19 protein-coding genes are annotated in these 25,772 nt (G+C 71.2%); 9 read left to right on the forward strand and 10 right to left on the reverse strand.

Annotation, left to right across the window (positions count from 1 at the left end; translation table 11 throughout):
* Nucleotides 1–530: 530 nt before the first annotated feature.
* From LZ199_RS34415 to LZ199_RS34440, 6 genes are all read right to left on the reverse strand, one after another.
* On the reverse strand, nucleotides 531–1,217 hold the full coding sequence (locus tag LZ199_RS34415) for a YqiA/YcfP family alpha/beta fold hydrolase (RefSeq protein ID WP_253998002.1): 687 nt from the start codon (nucleotides 1,215–1,217) through the stop codon (nucleotides 531–533).
* Nucleotides 1,218–1,318: 101 nt separating this feature from the next.
* Nucleotides 1,319–1,669, reverse strand: coding sequence for a BP74-related protein (locus tag LZ199_RS34420; protein WP_253998003.1), 351 nt, complete (start codon nucleotides 1,667–1,669; stop codon nucleotides 1,319–1,321).
* Between the two features lie 142 nt (nucleotides 1,670–1,811).
* Entirely contained in the window at nucleotides 1,812–3,092 is a 1,281-nt protein-coding gene (locus LZ199_RS34425; RefSeq protein WP_253998004.1) for a reverse transcriptase family protein, read from the reverse strand.
* Nucleotides 3,093–3,257: 165 nt separating this feature from the next.
* A complete protein-coding gene (locus LZ199_RS34430) occupies nucleotides 3,258–4,904 on the reverse strand; it encodes an SWIM zinc finger family protein (RefSeq protein WP_253998005.1) in 1,647 nt (548 codons plus the stop codon).
* Nucleotides 4,901–6,835 carry a gliding motility protein gene (locus LZ199_RS34435; RefSeq protein WP_253998006.1) on the reverse strand — a complete coding sequence of 645 codons (1,935 nt, stop codon included), beginning with the start codon at nucleotides 6,833–6,835 and terminating at the stop codon, nucleotides 4,901–4,903. The genes LZ199_RS34430 and LZ199_RS34435 overlap by 4 nt, the downstream gene beginning before the upstream one ends.
* Before the next feature lie 62 nt (nucleotides 6,836–6,897).
* Nucleotides 6,898–7,491 carry a hypothetical protein gene (locus tag LZ199_RS34440; RefSeq protein ID WP_253998007.1) on the reverse strand — a complete coding sequence of 198 codons (594 nt, stop codon included), beginning with the start codon at nucleotides 7,489–7,491 and terminating at the stop codon, nucleotides 6,898–6,900.
* 222 nt (nucleotides 7,492–7,713) lie between these two features.
* Here LZ199_RS34440 and LZ199_RS34445 point away from each other — a divergent pair, with 222 nt between their 5' ends.
* From LZ199_RS34445 to LZ199_RS34460, 4 genes are all read left to right on the forward strand, one after another.
* A complete protein-coding gene (locus LZ199_RS34445) occupies nucleotides 7,714–8,895 on the forward strand; it encodes an AAA family ATPase (RefSeq protein WP_253998008.1) in 1,182 nt (393 codons plus the stop codon).
* An 82-nt stretch (nucleotides 8,896–8,977) separates the two neighbouring features.
* Nucleotides 8,978–9,448, forward strand: coding sequence for a bpX5 domain-containing protein (locus tag LZ199_RS34450; RefSeq protein WP_253998009.1), 471 nt, complete (start codon nucleotides 8,978–8,980; stop codon nucleotides 9,446–9,448).
* Nucleotides 9,445–11,358: a hypothetical protein gene (locus tag LZ199_RS34455; protein WP_253998010.1), complete on the forward strand. Its 1,914-nt coding sequence runs from the start codon at nucleotides 9,445–9,447 to the stop codon at nucleotides 11,356–11,358. The genes LZ199_RS34450 and LZ199_RS34455 overlap by 4 nt, the downstream gene beginning before the upstream one ends.
* Nucleotides 11,355–14,399, forward strand: a complete 3,045-nt coding sequence (locus LZ199_RS34460; RefSeq protein ID WP_253998011.1) for a bpX6 domain-containing protein — start codon at nucleotides 11,355–11,357, stop codon at nucleotides 14,397–14,399. The genes LZ199_RS34455 and LZ199_RS34460 overlap by 4 nt, the downstream gene beginning before the upstream one ends.
* 9 nt (nucleotides 14,400–14,408) lie before the next feature.
* Here the strand turns inward: LZ199_RS34460 and LZ199_RS34465 are convergent, their stop codons facing one another.
* Entirely contained in the window at nucleotides 14,409–15,098 is a 690-nt protein-coding gene (locus tag LZ199_RS34465; protein ID WP_253998012.1) for a response regulator, read from the reverse strand.
* Between the two features lie 215 nt (nucleotides 15,099–15,313).
* On the opposite strand from LZ199_RS34465, the gene LZ199_RS34470 reads away from it, so the two are divergent.
* Together LZ199_RS34470 and LZ199_RS34475 are read left to right on the forward strand one after the other, a co-directional pair.
* Complete coding sequence (locus LZ199_RS34470; protein ID WP_253998013.1) at nucleotides 15,314–15,562, forward strand: hypothetical protein; 249 nt, start codon at nucleotides 15,314–15,316, stop codon at nucleotides 15,560–15,562.
* A 149-nt stretch (nucleotides 15,563–15,711) separates the two neighbouring features.
* On the forward strand, nucleotides 15,712–18,159 hold the full coding sequence (locus LZ199_RS34475; RefSeq protein WP_253998014.1) for a PAS domain S-box protein: 2,448 nt from the start codon (nucleotides 15,712–15,714) through the stop codon (nucleotides 18,157–18,159).
* A 20-nt stretch (nucleotides 18,160–18,179) separates the two neighbouring features.
* Here LZ199_RS34475 and LZ199_RS34480 read toward each other — a convergent pair whose 3' ends face one another.
* The 3 genes from LZ199_RS34480 to LZ199_RS34490 form a co-directional block, all read right to left on the reverse strand.
* Nucleotides 18,180–18,551, reverse strand: a complete 372-nt coding sequence (locus tag LZ199_RS34480; RefSeq protein WP_253998015.1) for a response regulator — start codon at nucleotides 18,549–18,551, stop codon at nucleotides 18,180–18,182.
* A gap of 120 nt (nucleotides 18,552–18,671) precedes the next feature.
* Nucleotides 18,672–19,805: a protein kinase domain-containing protein gene (locus LZ199_RS34485; protein ID WP_253998016.1), complete on the reverse strand. Its 1,134-nt coding sequence runs from the start codon at nucleotides 19,803–19,805 to the stop codon at nucleotides 18,672–18,674.
* A 112-nt stretch (nucleotides 19,806–19,917) separates the two neighbouring features.
* A complete protein-coding gene (locus tag LZ199_RS34490) occupies nucleotides 19,918–20,475 on the reverse strand; it encodes a hypothetical protein (RefSeq protein ID WP_253998017.1) in 558 nt (185 codons plus the stop codon).
* 493 nt (nucleotides 20,476–20,968) lie between these two features.
* Here LZ199_RS34490 and LZ199_RS34495 point away from each other — a divergent pair, with 493 nt between their 5' ends.
* The 3 genes from LZ199_RS34495 to LZ199_RS46815 all read left to right on the forward strand — a co-directional run bounded on the left by LZ199_RS34495 (nucleotide 20,969) and on the right by LZ199_RS46815 (nucleotide 25,745).
* Nucleotides 20,969–21,340, forward strand: a complete 372-nt coding sequence (locus LZ199_RS34495) for a helix-turn-helix domain-containing protein (RefSeq protein WP_253998163.1) — start codon at nucleotides 20,969–20,971, stop codon at nucleotides 21,338–21,340.
* Between the two features lie 143 nt (nucleotides 21,341–21,483).
* The gene (locus LZ199_RS34500; RefSeq protein ID WP_253998018.1) at nucleotides 21,484–22,380 is read left to right on the forward strand and encodes a transcriptional regulator; all 897 of its coding nucleotides are present in this window, start codon (nucleotides 21,484–21,486) and stop codon (nucleotides 22,378–22,380) included.
* The gene (locus tag LZ199_RS46815) at nucleotides 22,377–25,745 is read left to right on the forward strand and encodes a protein kinase domain-containing protein (RefSeq protein WP_253998019.1); all 3,369 of its coding nucleotides are present in this window, start codon (nucleotides 22,377–22,379) and stop codon (nucleotides 25,743–25,745) included. Before LZ199_RS34500 ends, LZ199_RS46815 begins: the two co-directional genes overlap by 4 nt.
* Nucleotides 25,746–25,772: the final 27 nt, after the last annotated feature.

The raw sequence follows: 25,772 nt of genomic DNA on the forward strand, positions 1-25,772 counted from the left end.
GGCCCTCCGAAGCCCCAGGCCCTTCCGAACGCCGTCTGGATAAACAACCCCGCGCAGCTCCCCAGCTCACAGACAGCTGCGCACTAATCTCTCAGTTTCACTGTCTCATTCACGTTGACAGGTTCCGCTGCCCTTCGACGCCCGACTGGGGCCTTTCTGTGGGTGAGGCCTCTTGGGAGCAGGAAGCGGCCTTGGTGGCAGAGGCGCTCAACCTTCTGAGCGTGATGGCCGCGCCTCGCCTCTATGCACGTTGGTGCTCGCAGACTCCATCAGCAGAGCTGCGACTGGTGCTCAACACTCGCGTCGTCGCGCTTGCGGCGTTCTGCGCAAAAGCGCAGGGGAGTCCTGATGCGGAGCGCTTTCGCGCTGCAGCTCCACGGGTTCAAGCACTCGCCGATTCGGTGAGGGGCGCTCCTGCGGACGGCCTCTCGGAGCCAGGCTGGGTCCACCAAGCTCGCGAGTGCTTGGACGCACTCGGGTTCCCACCGCCTCCAGGCGGATGGGATGCCTTCGAGGGATAGCCCTCCCGGTCACGCCCCCCAGGGGCGCAGGAACTCTTCGGACTCCGCGAGGATTCTTGGCAGGGACGCGGTCAGCTCGTGACCGTCATCCACCTCCACCATCCGCACGTGTCTCCGCCCCTCCGCCCACTGGCGCGAGTAACGGATGTCACAGGTGTCGTCCTTCGTCCCGTGGATCAACAGCGTCGGCACTCGCACGTCGGGCCAACCTCCCGTGCGTGCGTCCACCTTCTCCGCGTCGTCGATGAACCCCGAGTGGATGCGCACCTTGCGCTTCTCCGCGAAGTCGTCCGTCTCAATCCAACCCGACGTCTTCCAGTGTCCCCACGCCGCCTCACCCATCCGCTTCCTCAACTGCGACACCACATGGAACGCAGGGGCCAGCAACACCAGCCCGCACACCCTCGCGTCCTCCGCCGCGATTCTCGCCGCCGTCAGGCCTCCCAGGCTGGAGCCGAACAGGACCGCCCGGTCCTCCTTCTCTCCCAGCGCCGCTCGCACCGTCTCCAGCATCGCGCTCAACCGGAGCTGCTCCATCGAGGGCACTCGCAGGTTCAGCCTCGCGACGTGGACGCCCCTGGCCTCGAGGTGCCTTGCCACGGCCATGCCCTTGGCCGAATCAGGCCCCGAGGCGAAGCCGTGCAGGTACAGCCAGCGCGGTGCGACGGGCTTCGGAACGGACGGAAGGTCACTCATGACCATCCACTGTAGCGCCTGGCCCTCATCCTCTCGGGGCCTCAGCCTCGGAGCGCGTTAGCCGCGCTCAACCGAGGCATGAGGCCCGTCGAGTCCCCTGTCTACTTCACTTCACGGGTGAGCCTGGAGTCCCACGGGCACCAGTGGCCGCCTGGCAGGAAGGCACCCCCCGCCTCGTCCAGGTGGTCCTCCACGTACACCATGTTCGCGTCGCAGACCTCGATGGCCATCGAGAAAAACTGGATGGTCGACGGGTCCAGATGGAACGAGAACTTCGGGTTGTACGGCTGCGTCCTCTTGATGATTCGCCCATGCACGTGGACTTCGTTGCGCTCCTCGCCGGAGAGGATCTTCCGTGCATGGTTGATCGTCTTGTCGTCCGTCAACTCGATGATGAACTCGGTTCCAGGTGAGCTCGGCTGCGTGAATGCGAAGCGGGTGGCAGTCGCCATGGCGCAACTCCTGTGGGGGTGGGGCGCCCTGTGTAATGGGTCGCCGCTTCACCTCACAACGCACTCCCTCGCCCCGCCGTGAGAAACCCCTCAATCCCGCACAGGGAATTGAGGAATCACACACCTCAATCCGTCCAGCGACTCACCCACCCCGAGGCTTGCGTCGCCTCGCGAGGCGAGTCGCATGCTCGGGATTCAACATCCCCACATACGCCAACATCCCGTCGATGCGCGCGCTCCGCTTCGCATCCCCACCGTCCCGGTCCTCCTGGTGAATCATCGCCCGCAGCTTGCGCCGCTCCGCTCGCGACAACCCCAGCCCCTCGTTCACCGTGACGCCCGTCACTCGCTGCCGCCCACCCTTGCGCTGCACGCGGGTCTTCTCGGCATTCACCTCGAAGCCTTCTTCGCGCACGTACCTCGCGGCCAGCGCTCGCACCTTCTCCATCGTCGCCAGGTCATTCCCGGAGAACGTCAAATCATCCGCGTAGCGCGTGTACGCATAGCCATACCGCCGCCCCAGTCCCGCCAACCTCCGGTCCAGCCGCGTCAGCACCGCGTTGCACAGCCCCGGACTCGTCGGCGCGCCCTGCACGCAGACTCGCGGCCCCACCGGGACGTGAAACACTGTCCCCTCCACTTCCACTGGCTGACGCTCGGCCTCCGTCATCAACACCGCCAGCGTCGCCGCCACCGGATAGCCATACCCCAGGGCCAACAACAGCCCTCGCACCCGACCCATCGTGACGGATGGGAAGAAGTCCTTCAGGTCCAGCTTCAGCACCACCCGCTTGCCCACGTGCGGCGCCGCTCCTGTCTTGATGGAGCGCCCTGTCACGAAGCCGTGCGCCTGCGCACTCACCGGCAGCTTCGACACCAGCACGTCCAACAGCCGGCGCTGTATCGCCTTCAGCTTCCGCTTCGGCGCATGCAACAGCCGCTGCCCTCCGGAGCGCTTCGGCACGGTGAACGTCACGTAATGCGACACCCGCTCCCGCGCTCGGTGCGTCGAGTAGTGCCGCAGCTGCCCCACCGACAGGCCCAGCGCCGTGGCCACGTCCTCCTCCGTGCGCCACACCGGCAGCCCGTACCTCGCGAGCTGCGCCTCGTCCTGCAGCAGGTCGCGCACGTTCCGGTTCCGCGTCCGGAACGCCGTGGAGAAGAAACGCCGCGCCTCGGTCGCGCTGAAGAGCCGCTTCCGATTCTTCGTGTAGACCCGCTTGCCCTTGGGCAACAGCCGCGCGTCTCGCAGAATCTGTCGCAGGTGTCCGGGCTTCAGCGGCCCCGAGGTGGCCACCGTCTCGCGCACCAGGTCGGGTGGACGGTCGCTCGCGTCGCGCTCGAACGGTGCATCCAGCCGTGAGACGTCGCGCGTCACCGGCTTGGGGGAGAACCACCCCTTGAACCAATCGAGCCAGCTCATGGTGCTCCGGGAGGGGCCAGGGGACGACCTGCGAGGCGCTGGACCCGGGGCTCCCTGCGTTCCGTACGCAGGGACCCTGGAGAAGAGAAGGAGACAGAACACCGCCGCGGCGAAACACCACGGCACCGACGGCTCATCCGCGAGCCCAGGCCCTTCCCGAGAGCATCACCGGTTATCGTCATCGCCGCCGTCCTCGTCAAGCGCCTCGGTGTCGTCCGCCTCGGTGTCTTCGTCCGTGTCGGCGTTCCTCGGCCGCCGCGCCGCCGCTTCCGCCGCGCTCACCACCAGCGCCTCGGCAGAGGCCGGCACCGAGCTCGCCAGCTCCTTGCGCCGCACCTTCGCCAATCGCAGCAACGCCAGCAGGTGCGCACACGGTCCCTGATTCATCAGGTGCTCGCGGAAGTATTCACAGCCGCACCTGCCGAAGAGCAGCCGGTCCTCATCGTTCAACACCAGCTCCACGTCCTGCTGGAGCCCCACGTGTCCGTGCACCACCCAATCGCGGTAGACCACCTCGCGCACCACCGCGCCCTCGGGCGTCGGCAGCTTGCGCACCTTGCGAGTCTCCCGCGTCGTCTCCGACGTCACCTTCACCGCGTCCGCCGCCGCCAGACGCTCCGCCTCCTCGCGCCGCGCGTCCGGGGGATAAAGCCGGCCCAGGTCCACCGGCGCGGTGAACAGCTCGCGGTGCCGCCAGCTCCGTGCCTCCACGTCGAAGATCGCCCGCCCCGCCGCGCACAACGCCGCCAGTGCTCCCGCCGCTTGCGCCTTGCTCACGCCCAACGCCTGCGCGACTTCTTCCGTCGATGCGTGGACTCGCTCACGCAACAACCCGAGCACCCTCTCCGTCAGTCCACGGTCCCGCTCGGGCTCCAGCAGCAGGTCCATCCCCGCTGTTCCCGTCCACCGGTTCGCCGTCCATCCCGACAGCCCGAGCACGAAGCGCACTCCTGGCCCCAGGTGCACCCCGTAGAAGTGCGGCAGCGCACGGCCCTTCAGGTAGATGTCCACCTTGTCCGCGTACGGCAGCAACGGCTCCAGCAACCGCAGCCGACGCCTGCCCCACGTGCGCACCGTGCGCGGCTCAGTGGCGCCATGGGTCGCTCCTCGCAGCGGCACCTCGTGCTCCCACGGCTCCAGCACCAGCTTCGCGTCCTGGCCCGGCGTGAGCACGTAGCGCAGCGCTCGCGGGGACACCTTCGCCTTGGTGAAGGTGAGGTAGCGCACCGCCGAGAGCAGGTCCACCGGACGCACCGTCAGCTTCGTGCCCGGCATCGCCATGCCGCCCTGGAGCTGGAGGAAACCTCTCACCCACTCGTCCGGCACCTCCACCTTCTGCTCGAAACGCCCTCCCGCGCCCTTCGTGCGGACCTCGAAGCCCTCCGCCCCCACGCGCAGGTGCGTCTCCCGGCTGGAGCGCATCTCCGCCAGCGCCGCCCACAACCACGCGGTGAAGTCCACGTTGGTGGTGCCGCAGCGCACCTCGCCCTCGGGCTCGAAGCAGCTCCGGTCCACGATGACCATTCCGTACGAGCTCTGGTCCTGACTGAACGCCTCGAAGAAGACCCGGTCCGGATGCACCGTGATGAGGGGGTCCATCAATCCCCCCATCCACTCCGAGTTCCACTCGTCCGACTGCCAGATGAGCTGACCCAGCGCCTGGAGCGCCAGTCGTATCGGCAGCACGTCCCTCGCCACCTTCGCGTGGAAGCGCACCGGCCGATGCTGGTCCGCCGACAAGCCCAGCAACGTGCGCTCTCGCGTGGACTCGAAGACCGACGGCGTCGCGTAGAGGAGGTCGACCACCGTCATGACGTGGCCTCCTTCGTGGACGCGGAGAAGACTCGCGGAACCTCCGACGGGCCGCGCAGCTCCGGCCAGCGCATCAGCACCTTCGCCAGCAGCTCCACCAGGGCCTCCTTCGGATACCGCTTGTCGGGCAGCGCGAAGGCTTCGCGCATCCGGGGCAGCAACGTCCTCGCGGTGGCCGCGTCATGCAACGCGGCGTTGGCCAGCGCTCCGAAGGCAGCCAGCCGCGTGCGCCGGTGCAGGGGCCTCAGCAGCGAGGCCTGGAGCAGGTCCAGGTTGAGTCTCGCCACCGCCCTCGCGCGCTCCGAGTCCCGCCCCAGGAGCCGGAACGCGAGCGCCTGCACGTGAATCTGTGGCGCCTCCAGCAAGTCCCTCACCGCCAGCGGGTCCGCCAGGTAGAAGTCATCCGAGCGCTGGAAGAACAGCCGCGCGAGCCGGTTCCGGGACAGCAGTGAGTCGAAATCCCAGATGGAGAACGCGGGCACCGCGCCCAGGGCGTTGGCGGCCCGTCGCGCGAACACGCCGCCTTCCTTCGGCAGCTCCTCATAGTGGGACGCCAGCGCCTCCAGGACCCGCGTCCACTCCTTCTGTCGCTTGTTCGCGCCATGCTCGGGCACGGGCTGCGTGGCGGCTCGGCTCGCGATGAAGTCCAGCAGCTCCTCGTCGCGCTGCTCCAACGCTCGCGCCACCAGCTCGGGGTACGCCGCGCGCCAGCCGGAGGACACGTGCATCCGGAAGGGCCCATGCACCAGCTCCGGGAAGCGTTCGTACATCGCCACCGCCGTCGCGTCCGTCAGCGGCAGCACCCTCGCGAAGCCGAGCCCGGGCAGGTTCCACTCGGCCCCGGCTCCCGCCACCTGGAGGAGCCGACGCCGCGCCACCTGCTCATCCCGGTCCGCGTCCTTCACCAGCTTGCGCACCTCGGTGTCGAACGTCTCCTCCGTCGCGGAGGTGCGCAGCGCCGCTCCCCACACGTCCTCCCAGCCGCGCACCCTGCACAGCTCGAGCAACTCCGGCAGCGCCTTCGCGTTCTTCCCCCTCGGTCCGGCCCAGCGCGGGAACACCGAGCGCAGGTGCTCCAGGACATAGGGCACCACGTCGCGCCCGCGCCGCTCCACCAGCTCCACGAAGACGTCGGCCGCCGCGGTGGGCGCGAACTCCGGGTGGTGCTCGTCCAGCGCGCGCACCAGCGCCTCCGGCTCCTGGATGGACCGGGTGAGCGCCAGCGCGTCCTGGCGCCAGGCCTCCTCGGACACCAGCCGGCGATACACCGTCCACGCCTGCTCCGTGTCTCCCCTGGCGAAGAGGCGCTCCCGGTAGGTGCTCCACATCTCCATCGGCTTCTTCGGCCGGGACCAGGTGTTCGCCGGGAAGGGCAGGTGCTGACGGATGAACGGCCGCGCTGCCTCCGGGTCCACCGTGTCCAGCGCGAGCGCCGTCTCCTCATCCAACCGGAGGTGAAGCTGCTCCACCTTGCTCAACTCGAGGTGCCGGGCACTCCGCGTCTTCGCGCCCCGGAAGCGTCGCACGACGTCCTCGTGCCACACCTCTTCCTGCTTCTTGCCCAACCCCTGCAGCTTCCAGCCGTAGAGCTTCCGGAACACGGCCACGTCGTCGGCGCGGTCCGCGTCCGACAGCCACGTCTCCAGCGCGGCGGCGTACTCGCTCTTCCACGGGTCGAACAGCTTCCCGCTCGCCGTGACGTTGACCGGCGCCAGCCAGGAGAGGATGAGCGGACGGAAGAGGACCCTGTCCCTCACGTGCAGCGCCGGTCCCCACAGCCAGGGGAAGCTCCGGAAGCGCGGTCTCTGGGCCAGTGCCTCCAGCTCCGTGCGCAGCTCCAGGTCCGACTGTCTTCGCGCGAGGGCGCTCCGGATGGCGGCTTCCATCTCCCGCGCCTCGCGTCGCGCCCGCTGCTCCCAGCTCTCGCTCACCCCTGGTTCTCTACACCGGCCATGACTCGCGGCGCATCAGTCGAGTGCGCCAGGGCGCTGTCTCAGAAGCGCAGCACCGGGCCCACAATCACCGACTGAATCAGCTTGGCGCACTCGTCCACTGAGTCCCGCGTGAGCTTCACGTCACAGAACTGGAAGGCCGTGGCGGCGGAGATGCCCCAGCGCTGGCTGAACCAGGCATCCACCCCCACGCGGAACGCCATGCTCGTGGTGTCCACGTTCTCCCGCAGGAAGTTGCCGAACTCGTCCGGCGTGAAGGTGCTGCCCCAGCTCTTCGACAGCCGCGCGCCCACCCAGGGGGTGATGGGCTTGTCCCGGAAGAACCGCAGCCGCGCCTCGATTCCGACGGCCTTGTAGTCCAACTGGGTGCGCTCCAGCCGGTCCTCCCTCGCCGCGTCGCGCAGCTCCGTGCCCCACGTCTCCGAGACTTCGGCCAACAGGCCCAGGGACAACCCCGGCGGGGACTCCACGCCCAGGTAGGCATGCAGCGCCGGCCCCTTCGCGCGGAAGTCACTCAGGTGGTCCAGGGAGATGCCCGCGCCCAGCGAGGCATACCCATTCCAGCCTTCCGCCACCGCCTGGGTTCCCACCCCCAGCACGCCCACCACCGCCACCCACTTCGACATCTTTTTCATGGCGGGCAGTCTATGTCCGACCCGCGCCCGGAGCATGAAGTGGGACTGCGTGTCATGAAGCAAACCGCCCTCCGTCACGCAAGGGTCGTCCCGTTTCCGCACCTACCCCCATCACCAGGCAGGCGTCCCGGCACCGCGAGGCCGGGGGACGTCCGCTGGTGTTCCTTCGCAGGGGGGTGGGTGCGCTTCGCGCCGGTGGAGTCCGGCGGTTAGGCTTCGTCCATGTCCGTCACCTTTGAAGCCGCGGCCAGCGCCGTCCGCGACGCCCTCTCCGATGCGGGACGGGGACTCGTCGAGCGCGAGGCCATGGTGGAGCTCATCGCGCTGTCCGCCGTCGCCGGAGAGCACCTGCTGGTCATCGGTCCCCCCGGTACCGCGAAGAGCGAGGCCGTCCGCCGCACCGCTCGCGCGCTGGGCGGCTCGTATTTCGAGTACCTCCTGGGCCGCTTCACCGAGCCCTCCGAGCTGTTCGGCCCCGTGGACCTGCGCAAGCTGCGCGAGGGGCTGGTGGAGACGGAGACCACGGGCATGCTGCCCGAGGCGGATATCGCCTTCCTCGACGAGGTCTTCCTCGGCTCCACCGCCATCCTGAACACGCTGCTGGGCCTGCTCAACGAGCGGACGTTCCGCCGGGGCCACACGCGCATGCGCTGCCCGCTGCGCGTCTGTGTGGGCGCGGCCAACGCGCTGCCGGAGGACGAGTCGCTCGCCGCCTTCGCTGACCGCTTCCTGGCGCGCATCTTCGTCGAGCCCGTGCCGGACCCGCGACTGGAGGACCTGCTCGCGGGCGGGGCCTCGCTGTGGGGCGACGGCTCGGGACGCCGTGCCTCGCTGGAGGCGCTGGATGTGCTCGCGCAGGCGGCGCGCGAGGCGGACCTGGCGCCCGTGCGTCCGCATCTGGCCCACGCGCTGCGCTCCCTGCGCGGGGCGGGGCTCGCGTTGTCGGACCGGCGCGCGGTGAAGGTGCAGCGACTGGTGGCCGCGGCGGCCGTGCTCGCGGGACGCTCCGTTCCAAGCACCGCGGACCTGTGGCCGCTCGTGTACGCGGTGCCGACGAAGGAAGGACAGGCGCTCGCGCGGGAGGTGCTGCGGGAGTTTCTCGCGGCGACGGAGAACCCGGCCCTCTCGGCGGCGGCGCTGGAGGCCAGCGCGGGGCCGTGGGCTCGGGCGCAGCGAATCGCCCAGGCCGGGCAGGTGCTGCTCGCCGAGCGTCCCAGCGACACCGACGCCGAGGCCTTCGCCGCGTGGCACCTCAAGCTGGAGGGCGTGGCGCGGGAGATGGACGCGAGCTTCGCTCCCGAGTTCCTCACCGAGGACCTGAAGGTCCTGCGCGCCGGGCTCACGGAGGCGCTCGCGCTCGTGTCTCCGGTGTCGCTGGAGGCTCGCCGCGCCGGGCTCTCCTGACCGGAGGTTTGGCGGCGTGGTCCGCGTCGACGACGCGGGGGACGGGGCTTCAAGACGTGCGAGAGGGCGGTGGAGTGGAGTCATGAGCAGTGAAAGTCAGGGGGCCCTGCCGGTGCGCTGGGGACCGCGCGCGGAGGCGATGGAGCCGCTCGCCGTCATCGGCGTGGGAGAGGTGGCGCGCGTGCTCGCGCGACGGGCCCTTCGGGAGGACGACGCGAAGCTGGGCGCGTGGCGCGGTGTCGCGGGGCAGGGCGTCCTCGTGTTGCTGGGCGCCGCGGAGTCCCTGCCGTGGGTGGATGGCGTCCTGTACCTGGGCCGCGACAGCGCGGCGCCGTCACTGTTGCTGCCCTGTGCGCTCGCGCCGGACGTGGTGGCCTCGTTGCTGGAGCGGGCGTTGCTGGCGCTGGCGGGAGACACCGCCACGCCGCTCGCCGTGCTTCCTGGCTCGTTTCAGCTCATCTCGGTGGCCTCGGCTCGGCCGGTGCACCGCCCCACGCTCGTCGCGTGGCTCGCGAGCGAGGAAGCCGGCGCGGGAAGGGAAGGGGCGTCATGAGCTCGCTGCCTCCCGCGCTGCGCCCGTGGGCGGAGTCGCTCGCGCTGTTCCCCGAGGAAATGGCCATGCACCTGGGGCCGTTCGTGGCCCGGCTGTCCGCGGCCATGGGGGCATTGCGCCCGCGTGGAGAGACCGCCGGTGGCGAGCCCCAGGGCTATGACGGAATCACCCGCCGCGGCTCCTTCGACCGGCTGCTCGTCAGTGAGTGGCTGTGGGCCCTGGAGGCTCCGGACGAGCTGGTGCGTCGCGCCGCCTTCGGTGAGCTGTCCTTCCTCAAGCCCGCCTTCCGTCAGCCCCAGGGCGCGCGCCGCACCGTCGTCCTGCTGGACGCGGGGCCCGACCAGCTCGGCAACCCTCGCATCGCGCACCTCGCGCTGCTCATCGTCATGGCCCGTCGTGCCCAGGCCGCCGGGGCCTCCTTCGCGTGGGGCGTGCTCCAGGCTCCGCCCGAGCGGGGCACCTATTCCGAGGTGACTCCCAGCGTGCTGCTCTCCTGGCTCTCCGCGCGCGATGTGGAGCCACCCACCGTCGAGCGACTCGCCGCATGGCACGAAGCCCTGTCCCTGGGTGACGCTCCGGAGGAGACGTGGCTGGTGGGGAGTGCTCGCCTCGCGCGGCTGCCCGGTGCGGAGTCGATGTCCCGCATCGAGGTGACGGAGGTGCTGGCCCCCGAGGTGCGCAAGCTCACCGTGGACGTGCGTCCCGCCTCCCGTCCGGTGCGTTCAGTCGTGCTGGACCTGCCGCCTCCCGACGACAGCATCCGCCTGCTGAGAGACCCGTTCCAGAGCCGTGTCGCGAAGCCCGTGTCGATGGCCGGAGGCCAGAAGGCCCGCTCGTTCCACTTCTCGGCGGACGGCTTCCGGCTGGTGATGTTCCACTCCGACGGCGGCGTGTCCGCGATGGCGATTCCCGACTCGACCAGCTCCACCGCGCCCCGACCTCGGCGCATGAGGCTCCAGCCCGGTCATATGATGCTCGCCGCGGGGTGGCGCTCGAATGGTGGACTGCTCGCGTTGATGGAACGGCCGGACCGCTATGTCCTCCACGGCACGCTCAAGCCCCAGCCTCCCCGCGCCGACGCGGGTGAGCGGCGCCCGGTGACCGAGCGGTGGACGCCGGGCCACGCCTCGGAGCTCCCCGTCGCGCACGGAGGCCCCGGCCGGCTGTTCTCGTGGAGGGACCGCGATGGGGAGTCGGTCCTGCTGCTGACGCGGAGCGGAGAGCTCTTCCTCGTCTACCTGGTCAAGGCCGAGCATCGCGTCGAGTTGATGGCGCTGGACAATTCGGTGACGGCGATGGCCCGGGTCCACGGCAAGCTCGTCTACGTCCGCAGTGGCCCCAGCGTTCGCCGGGGCACGGGGTTGCGCGGCCTGTATCCCGCGTCTCCGTATCCGCCCAATGTCTGCAAGCCTGTCTACATCGCGCCCTCGGAGGGGCCGCCCTTGCCTTCGCGGACGACGCTCCATGTCGTGGGGCCGGACGCGTCGACGAGCACGGTGCTGGAGGCACGAGGGGGTGAGGCCTTCTTCGGGCACGCTGTCGGAGTCAAGGTGCCTGGGGACTCGGGGTTGCTCGCGATGAGTCACGGGCCGAGAGTGTGGCGACTGTTTCTCGAGGGCTCCGTCCAGGACATCATGGTGCCCCCAGGCTTCCACGTGGTCGGCGTGGGCTGCTGTCACGGTTCTCCGGGGCAGGCCGGGCTGGTGGTACTGGGGCCAGATGAGCGCACCTTGTCGTGGTTCGGAGCGCAGGGCCACCACGTGCTCGCTCAGGCCTCGGCTCCGGTGGTGCACGCGGAGCTCAGCCACACCACGTCGCTGCTCGGCTGGCTCACGCAGACCGGGGAGCTGGTGTTGCTGGACCTTCGTGACGGACACGTGCGCTATCGCGCGACGGCGGAGGGCATATGAGGCGCTTCGCGCACGCGAGGACGGCGCCGCGTCAGCATGTGCACCGGGGCACGGTGAGTGCCTCGGCGTTCTGGTTCGACCCGGAGCTGCTCGGCGAGCAGGAGGCTCGGCGGCGGGTGATGGCGCTGTGGGCGCCGGGCACGTCCGTGCTGTTCGTGGCGGGGGGATATCTGCTGCGCTCCGCGCGCGTGCAGCGCGTCTCCACGGCATCGAGCCCGGGACTGCCCCTCACGCTGGAGGGCGGTGTGCTCACCTCCGCGCCGCTGACGGCCTCGGAGTGGGAGCGGCTGGGCGCGACGAAGGACTCGCTCGTGCTCGTGCGCGCGGGCCAGGCCCAGGTGCATTCGCTGTCGGGTGCGCGCGTCGTGGACCTGTCCTCGTGGTTCGACGTGTCAGCGTGGACGGTGCTGCGCACGGACAGCCTGGGGGCGAGACCTCCGCCCGTGGCTTCCGCCGTGGAGCCCGTGGCGCCTGTCACCCGCGCCTTCTTCGGCGGCTCGATTCCGGAGCCGTCGCAGGAGGCACGTGTGGTGCTGGCGCGGATGCAGGGTAGGGCTCCCTCGTCCGAGGTTGTCGTGGCCAGGCGCCCGGGGCTGTTCGCGCGCCTGCGCGCCGCGTGGAAGGGGCGGTCCGCCGAGGCGATGGCCTCCCGGAGTGATGCTGGCGCCGCGCGTCCAGGGTTGCTGTCGCGACTGCGCGCCCTGTGGGCCTCCACGTCGAGCGTCGAGTCAGGAGCGACGTCGGGACGCGCGGGCCCTGGAGTCGCCAGCGGGTGGCTCGGCCGCCTCGCGGCATGGCTGAGGAACGCGTCCTCCTCGGCGGGCGCGCTGCCCTCGGGTGAGGGTAAGGGCATCTCCACGTCTGGCGCGCGGCGCGAGGCCCTGACTCCCAGGACACCGTCCCTGCTGGGCCGGCTGTGGGCGGCGCTTCGTGCTCGCTCGGCGACACGGGAATCCGGAAGCGGTGCGGGGGCGCGCTCCACGTCACCCCAGCCCTCGGGTCCTCCTCCGGGCCCCGGCCCGCTGTCGCGACTGTCTCAGTGGCTGGTGCGCAATACGCCCCTGGGGGACCTGCTCGGCCGGCGCAAGGCGGAGTACCTGCGCCGCCTCTTCGAGATGTTCGAGGGCGGCGACCTTCACGAAGCGCTGCGCCATGCCATCCCGTTGGGTGGGAGCGTGAACGCCAACACCCGCGAGGCGCTCGGCCTGCCGGGGCCGAGAGAGGAGCTCAAGCTCCAGCTCGGGCCGCGCGGTCCGGCCACGACCTTCGCCGGAGGTGACGCGCTCTTCGAGGCCCTCCGCCAGCGCTACCGCGCCGCCTTGCAGCGCTTCGAGCGCGAGGGGCGCATCGACGAGGCCGCGTTCGTCCTCTCCGAGCTGCTCGGCGCTCACGAGGAGGCCGTCGCCTTCCTGGAGCGGCACGGGCGCTTCAAGCTCGCGGCGGAGCTGGCCGAGGGGCGCGGGCTGCCGCCGGGGCTCGTCGTGCGCCAGTGGTTCCTCGCGAAGGACTCCCAGCGCGCCATCGACATCGCCCGGCGCAGCGGCTGCTTCGCGGATGCCGTGCTGCGCCTGGAGCGCACGCACCCCACCGAGGCACACGCGCTGCGCCTCTCATGGGGCCAGTCTCGCGCCGACGCGGGAAACTGGGCCCAGGCCGTCCACGCCATCTGGCCGGTGCAGGAGGCTCGGCCCCAGGCGCGTGAGTGGCTGGAGCGCGGCGTGGAGGTGGGCGGTGTAAGCGGCGCGCGGCTCCTCGCGCTGTGGGTCGGCTCGATTGAGGGAGGGCTGGAAGCGGCGCACCCCCGCGTGCTCGCGCTGCTGGACGATGACTCCTCGCAGGGCCCGGCCGAGCGGCTGGCATTCGCCCAGGCCCTGAAGAGCGAGCCTGTGTCCGCGGCCCGGGCCGCCGTGCTCGTCCCCACCGTGCGTGCCCTCCTGAGAGATCGCGCCCTGGGCCGGGCCCACTTCCTCTTCGAGTTCGTCTCCCAACTCCTGCAAGGCCTGCCGGATGGCTCGCTGCGCGCGGACCTGCCCTCGCTGGTCCCTCCAGTTCCGTCCTCCTGGGTCCATGACACCCGGCGGCCCGTGGTACTGGCGACGGCCTCGCTCGCGGACGCTGGAGCCTTCGCCATCCATGACGCGGTGGTGCTCCCCGGAGACCGGTGGCTGCTCGCGCTGGGCGAGGCGGGCGTCGTCCTTCAGAGCGCCGAGGGCCGGAGACTCGCGCACTTCGACGTGCCCGCGTTCTCCCTGGTCGCCTCACTCCATGGGGACCGGGTGCTGGCCATCGCGCCGCGCGGCGAGGTGCACCATGTATCCCGCGTGGACGTGGTGCGGCGTCAGGCCACCGCGTGGTGCGACGTGGCCATGAACGCGTGGGCTCCCACCTATGACGGGGAGGTGTGGTTCGTCGCGTCCAGGTCCACGGTGATGATGCTGGATGCCCAGGCCGCCGAGCCGCGCGCCCTGTGGAGGGTGTCGGAGGTGTCTGGCTCCGTCGTCGCGCTGGCCGCGAACGAGACGCACGCGTGCTTCGTCACCACCGATGCGGAGCGCTGGGTCTACGAGCTGCGAGACGGCCCCACCCTGCGCGTGCGCGACTCGCTCGGGGTCCGACGGGAAGGCATCTCCATCCGGCTCCTCTCCTGCGCCTTCACCGCCGATGGCGAGGTGCGCGCCTCCGTCCACTTCAGCGACCGCGAATACAACCGCATCACCGGGGCGGACTGGCTGTGGGTGAAGCCGCTGGCGCCTCGCCTCGCCACGCCGATGTCCGTGGGCGAGGCGTCCCTGGAGCGCGTGAAGGGCTTCCTTTCGGAGTCGTGGCGCGCGGAGCTGGCGTTCGTCGACGAGGACTGGCACGTCAGCCTGTTCGACGCGCGTGGCTTCCTCCGCGCGCGGCTCACCTTCACCACCGAGGGGGACGAGCAACTCCCACGAGTCCGCCTCACCTCCACCGCGCTGCTGATGTTCGACACCCGAGGCCGCCTGCTGTGCCTGGACCTGGAGCACGGCACGGTGCGCAACGGGGGTATCGCGTGAGCCGAGTCGTCAGGACGGCTTGAGCAGGTGCGCGGGCAGGTCCACGGACGTGCCGCGCAGCACGCGCGCTTCGTCGTCCACCTCCAGCACCACCCGCACGCCCTCCACGGAGACCAGCAGCGCGGGAGGCGTGCCTGGCAGCGCCATCAGCCACGTGGACGCCATGGGCAGCTCGGTGCCCACCAGCTCCGCGGCGTGCAACAGGTGCATGCGCACCGCGTGTCCCAAGGACGGAGGCAACAGGCGCAGCGGCAGCGACACCTCCTCCGTCAGGCTCAACACATACGGCTCGGAGGACTCGCGCGGGGCCAGCTCCGGCGGATACCGGAGGTTCGAGCGCAGCGCCGTCAGCATCGCCTCCGGCACGTGGGGCTTGCGCAGATAGCCCACCACGCCGCCCAGCGGCACCTCCTGGCCGTTGAGTGATTCGGAGAACATCAGCACGTTCAGGTGCCGAAGGCGCGCATCCGTGCGCAGCTGGCCGTACAGCTCCCAGCCATCCATGTTCGGCAACACCAGGTCCAGCAGGATGAGGTCGGGGTGCCCCGCGCGAGGCCGGGTGCGCAGCCAGTCCAGCGCCTCCACGCCATCCGAGGCATGGCTCACGGCGACGCCCTCCGCGTGGGCCGCATCGGCCAGCCGAGACCGCCAGGAGGGGTCGTCCTCGACGAGGAGGAGGTGACGTAGGGACTGAGACATGGCGCCGGGGGGGAGGAGACCCTTTTCAAATACCGCGCGCCAGCATTTCCCGCCTGCTGGACCGGGTGTGGCTCGTTCGGTGGAGGACAGCCGGAGGGGTGACGCGGAGCGCCGCGCGGGAAATCCAGATTCGTGGAAGTTGGAAGCGCACCAGTCTCATCGACCCTGGGCACGTCTTGTTCGCCACGCCCGGGGTGGTCACCCTGAGTAGGACCATGGCTCTGCGTCTTCAGCTCGCGCCTCCGGCATTGCGTACGCTCGACGAGTGCCCGGCCCCGGTCCGGCAGCGGCTCCAAGGGGAGCTGGCCGCGCTGGCCGCCGGGCTGCCGCTCGAGGGGCCGTTGCTGCCGGAAGAAGTGGGACTGGTGGTGCTGGGCTCCGGCTTCCGCGTGCACTACCTGCTGGAGCAGGAGCACCGCCTGCTGCGGCTCACGGATGTGATGGCGCCCGCGTCGTCGCATTGAGCGACACCGCGAGCCGGCGAGGCTTTCGACGCGAAGTGAAGTGTGGCCTGGATGGCGCATGGCTTCTGCTCGGTTGTGGACGGGGGGGCGCTTGACCTAAATCCACGCCCACCTCGTGCCCGGCCCGGGGCACCACCTCCGACACGCCCTTGCCCATCCCCCTGGCTGACTTCCTGATTCAGAACCGCGACACCATCCTGGAGGCGTGGGAGGTGGAGGTCCGCTCCATCCCCGCGGCCCAGGCCCTGGCGCGCCCCGCGCTGCGCGATGGACTGCCCCGACTGCTGGAGGGCGTCGCGGCGATGATGCGCGGTTCCCACTCGGAGCTGGCCGCGGGGTTGAAGGTCATGAGCGACGACCACGCCCTGGAGCGGCTGGGCGAGGGCTTCGACTTGCGGCAGGTCGTCGCCGAGTACCGGCTGCTTCGCGGCTGCGTGCTGCGCCTGTGGTCCGCGCGCGGCCACGCCACGGCCCGCCCGCAGGAGGAGCGCATCTTCCACGAGGCCATGGACGAGGCCGTCGCCGCCTCCGTCAGCCGCTACACCCGCGCGAGAGAGCGCACCTTGCAGGCCCTGGACCGCATCAGCGCGGCGGCGCTGGGCAGCCCCGACGTGGCGGGCTTCCTGCCCCGGCTGCTCCAGGTGCTGTGCGACACGGTGGCCTCGGTGGACGTGGCCGTGGTCCTTCTGCGCGACGGCGAGGACTCCCTGCGCGTGGAGAGCGGCGTGGGGGAGGGTGTGGAGGTCGGTGGGCGCGTGCCCGTGGGGCAGGGCTTCGCGGGCACCATCGCCGCGACGCGCGAGCCCTTGCTGGTGCATGACGCCAGCCGCGACGAGCGGGCCCACTCGGACGTGGTGCGCACCTCCGACGTGCGCGCGCTCTACGGCGTCCCGCTCGTCCTGAACGACACGCTCATCGGCGTGGCCCTGATGGGCAGCCGTGGCAGCACCGAGCTGTCGCAAGAGGACCTGCTGTTGTTCCGCGCCATGGCGTCGCGTGCCACCGCGCTCGTCGCCCAGGCCCAGGCCCATGAGCGCGAGCGCCAGGCTCGCGCGGAGGCGGAGGCGTCCCTTGCGCGCCTGCGCGAGAGCGAGGCCGGCCTGCGGCGCTGGGAGGAGGTCTTCTTCCGCCTGGGCGTCGGCGTCGCGGTGGTGTCCGCCCAGGACGACACGCTGCTGGACGTCAATCCCGCCTTCGCGCGCATGCACGGCGCCACGCCGGAGGAGCTCATCGGCCAGCCGCTGGAGACGACGATTGCCCCCGAGGCCCGGGGCATGCTCCCGCGCCACGCCACCGCCGCGAACTCCAAGCCCTCGCACGAGTACGAATCGCTCCACCTGCGCAAGGATGGCAGCCGCTTTCCCGCCTTCTCCCACGTCACCGCCTTCCGGGACGAGACGGGGCGGGTGTCACGGCGCGTGGCCACCGTGCTGGACATCACCCAGCGCCGCGCGGTGGAGGCGGACCGGCAGCGGCTCCTGTCCACCATCGAATCGGAGCGCGCGCGCCTGGCCGCCGTGCTGGAGCAGCTGCCCGCGGGCATCTTCATCGCGGACGCGCCCACCGGCCGGCTGGTGCTCGCCAACCGGCAGGTCGCCGCGCTCACCGGGCGTCCCTTCCTGCCCATGGCCCACGTGGACACCTTCACCACCACCTATGACGCCCGCCGCCTGGATGGGGAGCCGTATGCCCCGGACGCGTGGCCGCTGGCGCGCACCCTGCGCACGGGCGAGGTGGTGCAGGGCGAGGAGGCGATGCTGAAGCACCAGGATGGCCGGACGCTCACGGTGCTCGTCTCCAGCGCGCCCATCCGCGACAGGGACGGAGAGCTCATCGCCGGGGTCGCCACGCTGGCGGACGTCACCGAGCGCCGCCGCACGCAGGAAGCCGCGCTCCAGGCGGCCCGCTTCGGTGAGCGCCTCATCGCCATCGTCAGCCACGATTTGCGCAACCCCCTCAACGCCATCCACCTGTCCACCACGCAGCTGCTCCACAGCGAGGTGCTCGCGGAGCGCGAGCGCCGCTTCGTCACGCGCATCGCCCGCTCCAGCGCGCGGATGACGCGGATGATTTCGGAGCTGCTCGACTTCACGCGCGGGCGGCTGGGCGGAGGCATTCCCATCCACCGCACGCCGGGCGACTTGCGGGCGGTGGTGCGCCAGGGCGTGGAGGAGCTGGAGGCCGCGTGGCCGGAGCGCTCCCTGAAGGTGGCGGGCGGCGCGGGCCGCTACGACGGCCAGTGGGACGCGGACCGGTTGCTCCAGGTGGTGAGCAACCTGGGCGGCAATGCGCTCCAGTACAGCAAGCCGGATGCGCCCGTCACCCTCACGCTGACGGACCTGGGCGACGCGGTGATGCTGGAGGTCCACAACCCCGGCGAGCCCATCTCCGCCGAGGCGCTGCCCCACCTGTTCGACCCGTTCCGCCGCGCCACCAGCAGCCACCAGGGCAGCAGCATCAGCGGCGGCCTGGGCCTGGGCCTCTACATCGTCGAGCAGGTGGTGAAGGGCCACGGGGGCAGCATCCAGGTGACGTCCACCGAGGCGCAGGGCACCGTCTTCCAGGTGACGCTCCCGCGCGCGCCTCCGTCGGCCTGAGTCGCCAGCGCGTCAGCCCCTCAGCCCGCCGCGTTCACCACGCGGGCGAGCGTCGCGCGCAGCTCCCAGAGGTCCACCGGCTTGGGCACCGCGGCCTGCACGCCCTCGGGCAGCGGCTGGCTGCTGCCCGCGCCGGACACGACGACGACGGGCAGGGCGCTCAGCGCGGCGTCCTCGCGGACATGGCGCATCAGCTCCCACCCGCTCATCACCGGCATCATCAAGTCCAGCAGCACCGCGTCCGGACAGGGCGGCCGGCGCAGGCGCTCCCACGCCGTCTGGCCGTTGCCCGCCGTCTCCACGGCGAAGCCCTCCATCGTCAGGAACTCCTCCAGGAGCTCCCGGCTGTCTGCGTGGTCTTCCACCAGGAGGACGAGGCTTGGCGTGCACATGGAGACTGAGACTCGTACCGAAGTCTCAGTACCGCCAGTCGCACCGCGTCGATACGTCCGGGCGGGGACGGTGCGGGTGTTCTCCAGCGCACGCTTCCGGATTCGGGAGGTGTGCGGGGATCAGCTCGCGGGGTCCTCCTCCGGCAACAGCCTGTCCTCCAGCACTTCCTCGGGAGACTCCCCGGCCTGCACGCGCAGCGAGGCGTACCTCAGGCCCGTCACCTCCGCGAGCGCGTCCGCGCGTCCGAAGACGAGCCCCGCGCGGCGCGCGTACAGCCGCAGCGTGCGCGCCAGCTCCGCGCCGGTGCCGAAGCGCTCCTCGCGCTCGGGCGCCAGCGTGCCGCGCAGGAGCGGCTGGAAGGCCACGGGCACCGCGCGCAGCGCGTCCTCCAGGTCCTCTCGGCCATAGGCGCGGATGCGACGACGCAGCTCCCTTGCGGCAGCCAGGCTGACGGCCTCCTGCATGGCGGAGTCCAGCGCGTGCACCTCCGCCGCGCTCTCCTGGGAGAGGGCCCGCGCGCGGCGCTGGCGGCGCTCCGCCTCGAAGCGGTCCGCGCCCTCGAAGAGGTGTCGGCCGGTGAGCAGTTGGAGCAGCACCAGCCCCAGGCTGAACAGGTCCGCGCGTCCGTCCAGCGGCTGCCGCGCGACGTGCTCCGGGGCGGCGTAGGCGAGGCTGGTGGGGTGCTCCTGCGTCTCCAGCGCGCCGGAGAGGGCGGACGACGCGGCGCCGAAGTCGAGCAGCTTCACCGCGCCGTGCTCGGTGATGAGGATGTTGTGGGGACCGACGTCGCGGTGGACGACGCGCAGCGGCCGGCCGTGCTCGTCGGTGAGGGTGTGCGCGTGGTGCAGCGCCTCCGCGACTTCGGCGGCGACGTAGAGGGCGAAGCCCTCCGTGAAGGGCAGGTGGGCGCGGGCGGAGGACTCCAGGAGCGAGTCCAGCCGGTGTCCCGGGGTGTGCTCGAAGACGAGCACGGGCGCGTCATCCGGACCCTTCAGGTCATGCACGCTGACCACGTTGGGGTGGTGCAGCAGCGCGGTGAGCCGCCCTTCCTCCAGGAGCCGGTGCGCGGCCTCGGCGCGCAGGGGGCGCTTGATGACCGCGTAGCCCCCGAAGTCCGACTCGTAGCGGCGGCGCGCGAGGAGCAGCTCCCCGTGGTGCGCGGCGCCCAGCGACTTGACGAGCTCATAGGAGGCGCGACCGGAGCGCAGCAGCACATGCGGCTGGGCGGAGGCGTCGGACGACGGGGGCGACATGGCGACTCTCCTCTGACGGACGGACCCGATGGGCCCGAGGACTCACTCGGAGAGTATGGTCGTCCTCCAGCGGGAAGTCACCTCATGGGTAGTGTCTGCCCCGGACGCTTCCTCAGGCGCCAGACGTCGGCTTCAGGAGTCCGTCCTGCCGTGCGTGCTCGCGCACCAGCTCCACCTCGTCCAGCAGCCGCGGCGAGTCCGGGAAGACCTTCTCCGCGCGCTCCGCCAGCCGCAGCCCCTTCTCCAGGGACTCCTTCGTGCGCGCGTCCCCCAGGCTTCGCAGCATGCCGGCCCACGCCTGCTCCAGCGTCTTCAGGGCCTGGGTGGAGCCCTCTTCCCACAGGGCCATCGCGTCGTCATCGCGGCCCCGGATGACGTCCAGGAAGTAGCCCAGCTCCACCAGGGCGACGGCGCTGCGGCGCGACACGGAGACGCTCTGCTCCAGCAGCCGCTGCACCTCCGCGAAGGTGACCTCCGAGGCCACCCCGGGCTCCTCCGCGAGTTGGAGCAGCCGCGCCAGCTCCAGCAGCGCGGGCGCGAAGGTGGGGGCATCCCGCGTCAGCTCGCGCAGCAGTCGCAGCTGCTCCGGGCTGGCGCGGTTGGCGTCGCCCGCCTCGCGAGTGGCCAGCAGGCGCTTCATCAGCTCATCGGCGGTGGGATGCCCGGCCATGGTGGGTCCTCGGTCTTCGAGTCTGCCAGTTTTAAGGCGATGTCTTGATTTTCGGCTTTACGAACGAGAGGTGTCAAGCGCCGAAGCCCAAGCGTCCAGGACCTGTCAGGAGGGGCCCACCTCGCGTGGGAGGTCTCATCACATGTCCTGGACCTCCTGGGTCCTGAGGGGGTGCTGGCTCAGAGGGAGCGGAGGAGGACGCCAGAGGGCGGACTCGGACGGAGGGTGGGGGGCGTGACGGGTGGGCGGTGGGGTTGGCGAGGACCGGGAGACTACCCGCCATATCGGTATTTCGCCTGATGACTTGCTGGGTTATAAGTCCTGTCGGACACGCGTCCGAGGACGGCCTGTGCCTGTGTGGGCCGGGGCCTCGGCCCGTACTCATAAGGTTGACGCGGTGAAGACCCACCCTGAAGGTTTCGCCTCCACCCGCAAGTCGCCCCGAGGACGCCTGGGACGGCCGAGCGACCGCGCCCGGCAGTCGCGTCAACAACTGGAGCGTCGCCTGGCGGTGAGCGTGGGCGAGGAGGCGCGGTCGGCGCGGATGCGCGCGGGGCTGACGCAGGCGGATGTGGCCGAGCGCATCGGCATCGCCGCGGAGGTCTACGGACGGATGGAGCGCGGGAAGATGATGCCCAGCGTGCCGACGCTGTTCCGGCTGTGCCTGGCGCTGCGCCTGTCGGCGGACGTGGGGCTGGGGCTCGTCACGGCGGCCTCGGTGGGGGCCGCGCTGTGGGAGGAGGACTCCCGGGACAAGGACCACCTGCCGGAGATGCGCCGGCTCTTGCGCACGCTGCGTCGCATGTCGCGCGGTCAGCTCAAGCTGGTCAACCAGGTGGCCTCGGCCATCCTCCCCCAGCGCTGAACGCGTCTTCCGAACCTGAACGAGCCCGAGCAGGCGGGCGTCACCCTGGCGCGGCGTTCAGTGCGCGTGGGGCTTCGTGGTAGATGCATGAGCGTGGCCCCGGCCCCGGCGAATCGCGGGCTCGAGGTTGGGAGCGCTTTGGGATGCATGGGGCTGACTCCGAGTCCTTCGAGTGGGTGTTGCGGTCCGCGGGCGAGCCGTCTTCCGCCCGCCTGCGCGAGGCTCCTGGCGCCAGGGAGGCCGTGGAGCGCGTCTTCTCCCAGGCCGCTTCTCTCTCCTCCGCCGCGCCCGAGCCGCGTGCCTTCGCTCGACACCTGGGAGCCTGGCTCTCGCGGGCGGTGGACCCGATGCTCGCGCTGGAGCGACTGCATGCCCGGGATTTCGCGCTCGCGCTCGCCTGCGCCGAGGGGCTGCCAGCGGCCACCGCGCTCCTGGAGCAGGAGGTCCTCCTCGCGCTGCGCGTTCCGCTGTCTCGCATCCATCCCTCGCCGGTGTTCGTGGACGAGGTGCTGCAGGTGCTCCGGGCGAATCTCTTGATGCCTCGCGCGGATGCGCCCTCGCGGCTGCTTGGCTACGCGGGCGTGGGTCCGCTGCTGCACTGGGTGAGTGTCTCCGCGGTGCGGCTCGCGCTGAGGATGCGCAAGGCCCAGGGAGAAGAGTCCCTGGTCGATGCCGAGGTGCTCGCCGCGCACCCCGCGCCGGGAGGACTGGAGCTGGGCTTCGTGCGGGAGGAGGCCCGGGGACACGTGCGTGCGGCATTCATTCGCGCGGTGGCGTCGCTGGATGACGAGGACCGGGAGTTGTTGCGACTGCACTTCGTCGAGCGCCTCTCGCTGGAGCGCATGGGTGCGCTGTTCGGCTTGCACAAGTCCACCCTGTCGCGTCGCCTCTCCTCGGTGCAGGCGCTGCTGGAGAAGCGGACGCGACGCGCGCTCTCCGAGCGGCTGTCATTGCCCGAGCCGGAAGTGGACAGCCTGATGCGCGCCATCCATGGACGGTTGGACTTGAGCCTCTCGGGACTGCTGGCGGCGCGCGAGTGAGCTGCCCGGACGAGAACACGCTCTCGGGATATGCGAGCGGAGGGCTGGACGCCGAGGGCACCGAGGCCGTGCGCCAGCATGTCTCCGGCTGCTCGGAGTGCAGGAGCGTGCTCGCGGTGCTGGGCGGGTTCCTGGCGCCGTCACCGAGCGTCGACGCGGGGCTGCTCGTCACGGGTGCGCGCGTGGGGCGCTACATCGTGCTGGGGCTGCTCGGCGAGGGAGGGATGGGGCGCGTCCATGCGGCCTATGACCCGGAGCTGGACCGCAAGGTGGCGCTCAAGCTGCTGAACCTCGCGCGGCTCGGGGAGGGCTCGCTTACCCAAGCGCGTCAGCGACTGGAGCGCGAGGCGCGCACGATGGCGCGGCTGTCGCATCCCCACGTCGCGCACTTGCATGACGTGGGCGAGTTCCAGGGGCAGCTCTTCCTGGTGATGGAGTTGGTGGAGGGAGGCACGCTGCGGCGGTGGCTGGCGGAGAAGCCGCGCACGCGTCGGGAAATCCTCGCGCGCTTCATCCAGGCGGCGGACGGGCTGGCGGCCACCCACGCGCTGGGCATCAGCCACCGCGACTTCAAGCCCGACAACGTCCTGCTGACGCGCGACGGACAGGTGCGCATCACCGACTTTGGCCTGGCCAACGCGGCGGGACTGGAGCCGTCACGGGGCGAGGTGCGCAGCACCGACGTTGGCTTGGCCAACGCGGCGACTGGAGTGCCGTCACGGGGCCCGGTGCGCAGCACCGACGTTGGCCTGGCCAACGCGGCGACTGGAGTGCCGTCACGGGGCCCGGTGCGCAGCACCGACGTTGGTCTGGCCAATGCGGTGGTACTGGAGTCGTCACGGGGCGAGGTGCGCAGCACTGACGTTGGTCTGGCCAACGCGGCGGGACTGGAGCCGTCACGGGGCGAGGTGCGTAGCACCGACGTCGGCCCGGCCAGCGCGACAGGAGAGCCACCACGAGAAGCAGAGCCGCTCGTCCCCGTCGCGGAGCCGCTTACCGCCACCGGAGTGTTCCTGGGGACGCCCGCCTACGCGGCGCCGGAGCAGCTTCGCGGAGCGCGTGGCGATGCGCGCTCGGACCAGTTCGCCTTCTGTGTCGCGCTGTACGAGGCACTCAACGGACAGCGGCCCTTCGCGGGCGCCACGGGCGAAGAGTTGCTCGCGTCCATGCTGCGCCAGGAGGTGCGTCCCGAGAAGCGGGGCATTCCCTCGTGGCTCAAGGCCGTGGTCCGGCGTGGACTCCACGCGGACCCGTCGCGGCGCTTCGAGTCCATGCAGGTGCTGCGCTCCCGCCTCTCGCGAGAAGCCAGCGCCTGGAAGCGCAGCGCCGCCGTGGCGGTGCTCGCGGGAGGACTGGTGGGCCTGGGGTTCCTCGTGCTCGGGCCTTCCTCGACGACACCGAGCGAAGCCTGTCACGGCAGCGAGCGGCACCTCGCGGGCATCTGGGACACGTCCGTGCGTGAGTCCACGCATCTGGCCTTCCTGAGGACGGAGGACCCGTTGGCCGAGGCCTCGTTCCAGGCCGTGGCCTCCTCGCTGGAACAGTGGACGCGGGACTGGACGCACGCGCACCGGTCCGCATGCGAGGCGACGCGCGTCTTCGGCGAGCAGTCGGAGGCTGCGCTGGGGCTGCGCATGACATGTCTGGACCAGCGGCTGGGAGAGCTGTCGCGGCTGACAGTGGCGCTGCAGGGCGCGGACGCGCGAACGGTGGAGCGGGGCTTCAAGCTGGGGGCCTCGCTCGGCGGCGTGGGCCGCTGCGCGGACGTGCGCACGTTGCAGGAGGCCGTGTCTCCACCGCAGGACCCGACGGTGCGCGCGGAGGTGGAAGCGGTGCGCGTGGAGCTGGCCCGGGCCAACGCGGAGCTGCTCGCGGGCCACACCTCGGAGGCGCTGCGAATCTCACTGCCCGCCCGGGAGCGCGCGCTCGCCACGCGGCATCGGCCCCTGGAAGCGGAAGCGCATCAGCTCCACGCCCTGTTGCAGGAGGACGCGGGAGCGTTCGAGGACGCGCGAGCGTCGCTGGCCCAGGGCTCGCTGGCGGCCGAGGCGGGGCGACACCTGGGCGTGCTCGCGCGGGTGCTGAAGTCCCAGGCCTGGCTGCACGGGTACGGCCTGGGGCGCACCCCGGAAGCATGGCCCTTCCTTCAACGTGCCCGCGCCGTGGCGGAGACGCTGCGAGACGCCGAGCTGGACACGATGCTGGACCACGTGCAGGCGGAGCTGCTGGAGCAGGAGGGCCGCTTCTCGGAGGCGGAGCCGCTGCTGCGCGCGTCGCTGGAGACCGCCACCACGCGCGGCCAGACGCATGCGCGCGCGGAGCTGAGTGGCCGGCTGGGCCTGCTGGCGCGGCAGCAGGGGCGCCTGCTGGAGGCGAAGCGCTGGCAGGAGGAGGCGCTGCGGCTGCATGAGGAGCACTTCGGTCCGGCGCACCGGGACACGGGACGGGCCCTGGCGAACCTGGGAGGCACGCTGGCCCTGTTGGGCGAGCTGTCGAGGGCCGAGGCCGTCCTCCAGCGCGCGCTCACCATCCTCCGCAAGACGCTGGGCGAGGAGAACCTGTCGGTGGCGCGGACGTTGTCCAACCTGGCCCTCGTCTACTTCGAGTGGGGACATGGGGCCCAGGCACGGGAGGCCGCGGAGGCGAGCTGGGCCGTGGCGCGCAAGAGCGTGGCCGCCGACAGCCCCGTGCTGATGGGGATGGCGTCCAACCGGCTCGGCGTCCTGGGAGAGCAGGGCGAGCGTCCCCTGGAGCTGGAGCACGTGCGGCGCGTCCTCGCGCATCGCGAGCGCGTCTATGGCGCCTCGCATCCGGAGGTGGCCCTGGATGTCCACGAGGTGGGCAGGCTGCTGCGCCTCCTGGGTCGTCCGGACGAGGCACGAGCCTTCCACGCGCGCGGCGTCGCGCTCCAGGAGCCCCTGGTCGCCAGGGGCGAGGTGGATGGCGCGGGGCTGCGCTCCCTGGCGGATGCCCTCCTCTTCCTGGGCAAGGTGGACGAGGCCCGGCGTCACGTGGATCAGTCGCTCGCGAGCATGGAGCGGGACTTGGGTCCCGCGTCGTCCGAGCGAATCGAGGCGCTGCTCCTCCTGGGAGACGTCCAGCTCGCGCGAGGTCAACCCGCCGAGGCCCTGGCGCCGCTGCGCACCGCGCTGGAGGTGCTCACGGCGCGGCAGGTGAGCTCCGCGCGCGTTCCAAGAGTCCGTCGTCGGCTCGCGCGGGCGCTCCGGCTGACGGGCGCGACGCAAGAGGCCTGCGCGGAGGCGCACCGTGCCTGGGAGGAGCTGACCCCCTGGAGCAAGGCCTACGCCCAGGAGACCGCGGAGGCGCGGGCCGAGCTGGGGCACTGTCGAAGCGTCGTGCGCTGACCGAGGGCCAGGCTCGTCCAGGAACCG

The sequence above is a fragment of the Myxococcus qinghaiensis genome (genome assembly GCF_024198215.1).
In the GTDB taxonomy this organism is placed as follows: Bacteria; Myxococcota; Myxococcia; order Myxococcales; family Myxococcaceae; genus Myxococcus; species Myxococcus qinghaiensis.

Bases quoted from the DNA above. Each gene is read 5' to 3' on its own strand.
- LZ199_RS34415 (WP_253998002.1), bottom strand. From the start codon at position 1,217: ATGAGTGACCTTCCGTCCGTTCCGAAGCCCGTCGCACCGCGCTGGCTG.
- LZ199_RS34420 (WP_253998003.1), bottom strand. From the start codon at position 1,669: ATGGCGACTGCCACCCGCTTCGCATTCACGCAGCCGAGCTCACCTGGA.
- LZ199_RS34425 (WP_253998004.1), bottom strand. From the start codon at position 3,092: ATGAGCTGGCTCGATTGGTTCAAGGGGTGGTTCTCCCCCAAGCCGGTG.
- LZ199_RS34430 (WP_253998005.1), bottom strand. From the start codon at position 4,904: ATGACGGTGGTCGACCTCCTCTACGCGACGCCGTCGGTCTTCGAGTCC.
- LZ199_RS34440 (WP_253998007.1), bottom strand. From the start codon at position 7,491: ATGAAAAAGATGTCGAAGTGGGTGGCGGTGGTGGGCGTGCTGGGGGTG.
- LZ199_RS34445 (WP_253998008.1), top strand. From the start codon at position 7,714: ATGTCCGTCACCTTTGAAGCCGCGGCCAGCGCCGTCCGCGACGCCCTC.
- LZ199_RS34450 (WP_253998009.1), top strand. From the start codon at position 8,978: ATGAGCAGTGAAAGTCAGGGGGCCCTGCCGGTGCGCTGGGGACCGCGC.
- LZ199_RS34455 (WP_253998010.1), top strand. From the start codon at position 9,445: ATGAGCTCGCTGCCTCCCGCGCTGCGCCCGTGGGCGGAGTCGCTCGCG.
- LZ199_RS34460 (WP_253998011.1), top strand. From the start codon at position 11,355: ATGAGGCGCTTCGCGCACGCGAGGACGGCGCCGCGTCAGCATGTGCAC.
- LZ199_RS34465 (WP_253998012.1), bottom strand. From the start codon at position 15,098: ATGTCTCAGTCCCTACGTCACCTCCTCCTCGTCGAGGACGACCCCTCC.
- LZ199_RS34470 (WP_253998013.1), top strand. From the start codon at position 15,314: ATGGCTCTGCGTCTTCAGCTCGCGCCTCCGGCATTGCGTACGCTCGAC.
- LZ199_RS34480 (WP_253998015.1), bottom strand. From the start codon at position 18,551: ATGTGCACGCCAAGCCTCGTCCTCCTGGTGGAAGACCACGCAGACAGC.
- LZ199_RS34485 (WP_253998016.1), bottom strand. From the start codon at position 19,805: ATGTCGCCCCCGTCGTCCGACGCCTCCGCCCAGCCGCATGTGCTGCTG.
- LZ199_RS34490 (WP_253998017.1), bottom strand. From the start codon at position 20,475: ATGGCCGGGCATCCCACCGCCGATGAGCTGATGAAGCGCCTGCTGGCC.
- LZ199_RS34500 (WP_253998018.1), top strand. From the start codon at position 21,484: ATGCATGGGGCTGACTCCGAGTCCTTCGAGTGGGTGTTGCGGTCCGCG.